This is a genomic window from Frankia sp. CcMO1 (assembly GCF_977945845.1).
In genome coordinates this window covers 1-7285 of the sequence record NZ_CDWTMG010000143.1, presented here as the reverse complement: position 1 = coordinate 7285, position 7285 = coordinate 1, and the positions used below count along the sequence as shown (strand labels likewise).

The window sequence follows — 7285 nt, the reverse complement described above, 5'->3', positions numbered from 1 at the left end:
AGATCGGGAAGCAGCTGCTCATCACCCGCGGGGCGCTGACCACCTTCTCGATCGCCAACGACATCGCCAAGTACTTCGCGATCATCCCGGCGATGTTCGCGGCGATCTATCCCGGGCTGGACACGCTCAACCTCATGCGGCTGCACAGCCCGCAGTCGGCGATCCTCTCCGCCGTCATCTTCAACGCGCTCGTCATCCTCGCCCTGATCCCGCTGGCGCTACGCGGCGTCCGTTACACCCCGTCCAGCGCGTCGGCGATGCTGCGTCGCAACCTCTACATCTACGGCGTCGGCGGTCTGATCATCCCGTTCGTCGGGATCAAACTCATCGACCTTGTCATCCAGTTCATCCCGGGAGCCCGGTAACCATGCCTGCGACCCGACTTCCCTCCTTCGTGCGGCAGCATCTCGCCGCCTTCCGCGCACTGCTCGTGCTGACCGTGCTCACCGGCATCGCCTATCCGCTGGTCATCACGGCCATTGCGCAGCTTCCCGGGCTGAAGGACAAGGCGAACGGCTCGTTCGTCACGAACGTCAGCGGCCAGATCGTCGGTTCAGCCGAGATCGGCCAACTGTTCACCGACGACAAGGGCAACCCGATCCCCAAATACTTCCAGTCCCGCCCGTCGGCGGCCGGCGACGGGTACGATCCGACGTCAACGTCCGCGTCCAACCTCGGCCCGGAAGACATTGTCGACAGTTTCGACGACCCGGCCACCAAGGACGAGGACGAAAGCAGCCAGAGCCTGCTCACCCAGGTCTGCGCCCGCAGCAAGGCCATTGGTGACCTGGAAGGGGCCGACGGCCGGCGTCCCCTCTGCACCGCGAACGGCGTCGGCGCGGTCCTGTCGGTGTTCCGGACCGGCGGCACCACCGGACCGGTCACCCGGGCCGTCAGCATCAACGAGGAGTGCCCGGCCGCGCCCTTCGTCGCCACGTACCAGGGCGTCAAGGTCGAGTGCACCAAGCCCGGCGAGGACTACTCGGCCGGCATCACTGTGCCGATCAAGGGGCCGGGTAAGGGCACGGACAACCCGGTCCCGGCGGACGCGGTCACCGCTTCCGGTAGCGGCCTCGACCCCGACATCTCCCCGGCCTACGCCTACCTGCAGGTGAACCGGGTCGCGAAGGAACGCGGCCTCGACCCGGCCACGGTCCGCGCGTTGATCCACGACCACGAAGACGGCCGGGCGCTGGGCTTCATGGGCGAACCCACGGTCAACGTCCTCGCCCTGAACCTGGCCCTCGACAAGACGACCAGGTAGCGGGACGCTCAGCCCCGAGGACACCCTCGGCGGAGGCCTCACGATGATTCGCACCCTGCCTGCTGTACCGCCCGGTTCACTGCCGGGAGATGACGCGTGACCAGCGTGCTCGTGGTGGACGACGACCCACGGCTGCTCCGCGCGCTACACATCACCCTGCGCGCCCGCGGCTACCAGGTCACCGTCGCCGCGGACGGAAGCCGCGCGCTCGCCGCCGCCGCCGAACACGAACCCGACATCATCCTGCTCGACCTGGGGCTTCCCGACCTCGATGGCGTCGACGTCATCCACGCCCTGCGCGGCTGGACCGCCGCCCCGGTCATCGTGCTCTCCGGGCGCGCCGGCAGCAGCGATAAGATCGTAGCGTTGGACGCCGGTGCCGACGACTACGTCACCAAGCCCTTCCGGGTCGACGAACTGCTCGCCCGGCTGCGCGCCGTCGTCCGGCGCACCCCGCCGCCTACCGAACCGCTCACCGTCGCCCTGGGTGACTATCTGATCGACCTCGACGCACGGCGCGTCACCCGCAAACCCGACAGCGCACGCCCGGACGGCCCCGCCGAGGTCCGGCTCACCCCCACGGAATGGCACCTGCTCGACGTCCTTGTCCGCCACCCCGAAAAGCTACTGACCTACCGGGATCTGCTGCCCCGGGCCGGCGGTCCCGCCCCCAAGGAGCAGAGCCACTACCTGCGCCAGTACATCGGCCGGCTGCGCCACAAACTTGAACTCAACCCGGCACAGCCCCGCCACCTCATCACCGAGCCAGGCATGGGCTACCGGTTCCAGCCATGACCTCGTTGTCCAGCCATGACCTCATCGTCAAACTATGACCTCGTTGTCTGTTGACCGTCCCGCGATCTGAGGACCGCACCGCCCGCCGGCTGGGCGGACCCGCCGACCGTCGCGACCGGCAGCGTTACCACCATGGTCAGGCCCCCGCCGGGGGTGTCCTCCGGCGTCAGGGTGCCGCCCATCGCCTCCGTCAGGCCCCGGGAGAGCGCGAGGCCCAGCCCGATGCCGCTGTCGTTGTCGGTGTCGCCCAGCCGCTGGAACGGCGTGAACGCCTGGTCACGGTCCTCCGCGGGCAGTCCAGGCCCGCGGTCGATGACCCGCAGCTGGATCCGGTCGCGCAACGCACTAGCGGTGATCAGCGGGGGCTGGCCCGGGGGTGAATAGCGGGTCGCGTTGGATAGCAGGTTGGCGATCACCCGTTCCAGCAGCGCCGGGTCAGCGTAGGCCAGCGGAAGGTCGTCCGGGACCGTCACAGCCACGTCGCGAGCTGCCGGGCCCAGGTCGCGCAGCACGCCGGGAATCACGTCGTCGAGCCCGACCGGGGCGGGGAACACGCTCAGGCGTCCAGCCTGCAACCGGCTCATGTCGAGCAGGTTCTCCACCAGCCGGGCCAGATGGTCCAACGCTTCCTCAGCGGTGGCGAGCAGTTCCGCCTGCTCCTCGGCGCTCCACTCGACCTCGTTGCTGCGTAGGTTCGCGACTGCCGCCGAGGCCGTGGCGAGCGGGCCGCGCAGGTCGTGGCTGACGGCAGTGAGCAGGGCGCGGCGGGTGCGGTCCGCTTCGGCGAGTGGCCCGGCTTCCGCTGCCACCTGGGCCAGCCGCCGCTGTTCGAGGGCGACCGCGGCCTGCGCGGCGAAGGCGGTGAGTACCCGGCGGTCCGCCGCGGGCAGCGGCCGGCCCCGCAGGACCAACGTCAGGTTCTCGCTGACCGGTACCTCCGTGTCGGCCTCGTCCGGCCGTAGGCACGGGTCGGGCCCGGCGCTGTCGACCACCCGCCAGCCGTGACGGTCTGCCTTGTGGGCGCCGTTCTGACCGCCCTCGGCTGCGCGTTCGAGCAGGGCGACCGAGGTCAGCCCGAACGTCTCCCGCACCCGCGCGAGCAGTGCCGGCAGCGCCTGCTCGCCACGCAGCACGCTCCCGGCCAAGGTCGAGAGCATCTCCGCCTCCGCGGTAGCGCGTACCGCCTGGCTGGTCCGCCGGGCGGCCAGGTCGACCACGCTGCTCACCATCACCGCAACCGCCAGGAACGCCAGGAGTGCGAGTACGTTGTTACTCTCGGCGATGATGAAGCGGTGTATTGGTGGGATGAAGTAGTAGTTCAGCAGCAGCAAGTCGCCAAGCGCGGCCAGCAACGCCGGCAGCAGGCCGCCCACCAGCGCCACGGCGACCACCACGATCAGGAACCCCAGCACGTTGCTGGTCAGGTTGAGATCGGTCCGCTGGTGCGTCAACACAAGGGTCAGCAGCGGCAGCAGCACGACCGCGGCCAAGACACCGGCAAGCCGCCGCCGGAGGGTCAGCCCACGGGCCCGGCGGGGCAGCAGCCGCCCCTTGCCCACCTCCTCGTGGGTGACCAGGTGCACGTCGATCGGCCCGGACAGTTTCGTTGTCGTGACGCCGATACCAGGGTCGATCATGTGGGCCAGCCGGCCGCGCCGGCTCGCGCCGAGCACGAGCTGGGTCGCGTTCTCCGCTCGGGCGAATTCCAGCAGCGCGATGGGAATGTCGTCCCCGGCCACCTGGTGGTAGCTGCCGCCCAGGCTCTCCACCAACACCCGCTGCCGGGCCAGATGCGCGGGCGACGCACCGGCCAGGCCATCGGATCGGGTGACGTGGACCGCGAGCAGGTCCGCACCCTTGGCGCGATCCGCGATCCGCGCCGCCCGGCGGATCAGTGTGTCGCCCTCAGGGCCGCCGGTCAGTGCGACAACCACCCGCTCCCGCGTCTCCCAGATGCCGGAGATCTGGTGCTCGGTGCGGTAGTGATCGAGCTGTTCGTCCACCTTGTCGGCCAGCCACAGCAGTGCCAACTCCCGCAGCGCGGTCAGATTGCCGACCCGGAAGTAGTTGCCCAGCGCGGCGTCGATCTTGTCTGGGCCGTAGATGTTGCCGTGGGCCATCCGCCGCCGCAGCGCCTCCGGTGTCATGTCGACCAGTTCGACTTGTTCGGCGGCGCGTACCACCGCGTCCGGCACGGTCTCCCGCTGCGGGACTCCGGTGATCCTTTCCACGACGTCGTTGAGCGACTCCAGATGTTGGATGTTCAACGTCGACAGCACGTCGATGCCCGCGTTCAACAGCTCGTGGACGTCCTGCCAACGCTTGGCGTTCCGGCACCCCGGGACGGTCGTGTGCGCCAGCTCGTCGACGAGCACCACCGCTGGCGCGCGGGCCAGGATCGCATCCACGTCCATCTCAGTAAAGGTGGCACCGCGGTAGGAGACCGTGCGGCGGGGCATGATCTCCAATCCGTCCAGCAACGCGGCGGTCCGCGGTCGCCCATGGGTCTCCACCAGCCCGACCACGACGTCCGTTCCGCGTGCCTTGCGCCGCTGAGCCTCACAGAGCATGTCGTAGGTCTTGCCCACCCCCGGCGCCGCGCCGAGGTAGATCCGCAGTCTGCCGCTCGCCATACGCCCCAGTTTCCGCGTACGAGCCGCCGCTCACGAGCCTGCGGGGCGATACGTAACCGGCTGTTCGAGGAAGCCGGAGCGGGCTGTGCAATCCACACCGGCGGCAACCCCACGATACGTGGGCCAGCCGACGCCCTCGTCCTCCTCGCGCTGGTCACAGCCACCGCCGCTGCCTGAAGATCACGTACAGCATAATGGACACCAAGGCCATCAGGCCGAGCGCGAACGGGTACCCGAACTCCCAGCTCAGTTCCGGCATGGTCTCGAAATTCATCCCGTACACAGTGCCGATCAGGGTGGGCGCGAAGAGGATGGCCGCCCAGGCCGAGATCTTCTTGACCTCCTCGTTCTGCGCGAGGCTCGACTCGGTCAGCGTCTTCATCTCCTCGTTCTGCCGCTGCCCGACCAGCGCGGCGTTGACGGTCAGGATGTTCGCCAGTAGTTGGCGGAACCCCTCGATCCGCTCCACCACGCCCACCGCGTGGTCGGACACGTCCCGCAGGTACTGCTGCAGCTCGGGGTCCACGCCGTACTTGGCGAACCCCGCGGCCAGCGCGTCCAGCATGCCCAGCAGCGGCTTGGCCGCCCGCTGGAACTCGATGACCTCACGGGACAGCTCGTAAATGCGCCGGCTCACCGCCGGATCTCCCCTGAACACCTCGGTCTCGATCTCGTCGATGTCGTTCACCAACCCGTCCACCACCGGGGCGTAATCGTCGACGACCCGGTCCAGGATTGCGTACAACACCGCCTCCGGGCCGTGGGCCAACAGCTCCGGGTCGGACTCCATCCGCCGGCGCACCCGAGGCAGATCCGGCGCATCCCCGTGCCGAACTGTGATGACGAAGTCGTCCCCGACGAAGACGTGCAGTTCGGAAAAGTCAACCTCTTCCCGCGCGTCGTCATAGCGGGCGGCCCGCAACACCACGAACAGGGTCTTGCCGTACCGTTCCAGCTTCGGCCGTTGATGCGCCTGCACCGCGTCCTCGGTCGCCAGCTCGTGCAGGTCGAACTCGGCCGCGATCGAAGCGATCTCCCGCTCGTCCGGGTGGACCAGACCGATCCACGCCAGATCCTGCTTGTTCCGGCCCCGGCGGTCCCGCAGCAACTGGTAGGTCTCGCCCAGCGAGCCCGGCCGCACCAAGCGCCGGCCCGCGGCGTAAAACGCGTTCTCCACGACAGTCATCACGTCAGCTCCCCGGGCCGCGAACGGCATCCGCGTCCGCCCGCATGGTTGTGTCGGCAGGGTCAGGCCGGGGCGGCAGCCGCTGCGCAACGACCTCCCGACGGTGCGCAGCTGGCTGATGCCGCCCGACGTGGTCGTCTCACCTGCGACGGGACTGCTCGGCTAGATCATCAGTCTGACGGGGCAGGCTCAGGCGAGGGGGGTCACCGAGGCGACGGGGGTCACCGAGTCAGCCCAGGACAGACGGCAACTATGGCCGGGACTCATCCCGCCACCCCCCTTCCACCAGGCGCCCGCAGGCGCGAGTAGTCCAGGCGGGGTGACCGCGACAACCACACCCGGCCGAAGCCGGGCGACACCGAGCACCCCTCCTCGTCAGAGCTTTGGCACTGCGCGGCGTAATCCCCACCGGGAAGCCACTTGGGCTCACCCCTTAGCCCGGGGAGAGCTGTCCTGACCCGGGGCGTCTCTCGACGTTCAAGGTCAGTGGCCTATGTCCGCGCAGACGCCTCACCGAACGAGGTGCTGCCCGGCCAGGATGCCCCCGCACGCCAGCTCGTGTCAATGTCGGCAACCGGACCAAACGGCGCGCACCCCGACGAAACACACGTCCGGGCCGGACCACGCCAGTGTCGCCACCCGCGCGCCTCGCCGAGGTGACCTGCGCCACCCGGACGTTTCCCGCGGGCGGGTCGGCTCTTGGCAGCGCATTCTCGGTCTCGATCGTCACTGGGGCTGGTTGATCCACATTCGGATGGGGAGCGGGGCGGCGTGGGACGGCGGCGGAATCGCCCTCGGCATCGATGCCGACGTCGTCTCCCGAAAAACCCGACTCCCGGCTTTAGTGGCGTCACGTTGGGTGAGGGCCCGCATCGGGCTCGCACCGGCAGCGGTCCCCAGGTCCTGGCTGCTCTCCGCACCCTGGTGATCAGCCTGCTCCGGTTCGCTGGTTTCGCCAACACCGCTCGAGCCTTACGCCGCCACGCCGCTATCCCGACCAGGAGATCACCCTCGTGACCAGCATAAATACGACTTTGCGATGCTCCTGGGGCGGCGGTGAATGCGGACTTCCAGAATCCCCGACCGCCCCCACCCCACCAGGCCGTGTTCCGGCGCATGCGCATCCACTGCACACCTATCAAGGTCACAGACAGTCACAGATTTCTATGCTCAAATACGCTTCTGAACGGTGTGCTACTCTGCTGAGGGGACGTAATGAAGTAACAAATACGTGATCGAGAGCATCATCGCAGGTCACAGGCCTGTGGAGGGTTCGAAACGCGCAAGTTATTTCATTTCGACTCCTGAAGTCTCAGGTGCTGGCGGAACTGCTGGACCAGTGAACTGGACCCAGTCGGGAGGAATAGAGGATGGGCTTGAAGGCCCCTGGGCAGGTCCGGTGGTAAA

The 7285-nt window shown here is 68.4% G+C and carries 4 protein-coding genes, 1 pseudogene and 1 riboswitch; of the genes and pseudogenes, 3 read left to right on the top strand and 2 right to left on the bottom strand.

All coding sequences use genetic code 11. The features are described 5' to 3' along the window. The 3 genes and pseudogenes from AC08OU_RS16370 to AC08OU_RS16360 all read left to right on the top strand — a co-directional run. Positions 1-365, top strand: a pseudogene (locus tag AC08OU_RS16370) (potassium-transporting ATPase subunit B); the annotation flags it as partial. 2 nt (positions 366-367) lie between these two features. Then, positions 368-1264, top strand: coding sequence for a potassium-transporting ATPase subunit C (locus AC08OU_RS16365; RefSeq protein WP_476601283.1), 897 nt, complete (start codon positions 368-370; stop codon positions 1262-1264). 96 nt (positions 1265-1360) lie between these two features. Beyond that, complete coding sequence (locus AC08OU_RS16360) at positions 1361-2059, top strand: response regulator (RefSeq protein WP_462188048.1); 699 nt, start codon at positions 1361-1363, stop codon at positions 2057-2059. 32 nt (positions 2060-2091) lie between these two features. Here the strand turns inward: AC08OU_RS16360 and AC08OU_RS16355 are convergent, their stop codons facing one another. After that, entirely contained in the window at positions 2092-4692 is a 2601-nt protein-coding gene (locus AC08OU_RS16355) for a sensor histidine kinase (protein WP_476601282.1), read from the bottom strand. Between the two features lie 154 nt (positions 4693-4846). Further along, positions 4847-5878 (bottom strand): magnesium/cobalt transporter CorA, encoded by a 1032-nt coding sequence (gene corA, locus AC08OU_RS16350; protein ID WP_476605242.1) that lies wholly within the window; start codon positions 5876-5878, stop codon positions 4847-4849. Between the two features lie 361 nt (positions 5879-6239). Next, positions 6240-6407, bottom strand: a riboswitch (M-box (ykoK) riboswitch). Positions 6408-7285: the final 878 nt, after the last annotated feature.

What these genes read in the sequence shown, in the direction of transcription:
- AC08OU_RS16365 (WP_476601283.1), top strand. Translation starts at nt 368, where the DNA reads ATGCCTGCGACCCGACTTCCCTCCTTCGTGCGGCAGCATCTCGCCGCC.
- AC08OU_RS16355 (WP_476601282.1), bottom strand. Translation starts at nt 4,692, where the DNA reads ATGGCGAGCGGCAGACTGCGGATCTACCTCGGCGCGGCGCCGGGGGTG.
- corA (WP_476605242.1), bottom strand. Translation starts at nt 5,878, where the DNA reads ATGACTGTCGTGGAGAACGCGTTTTACGCCGCGGGCCGGCGCTTGGTG.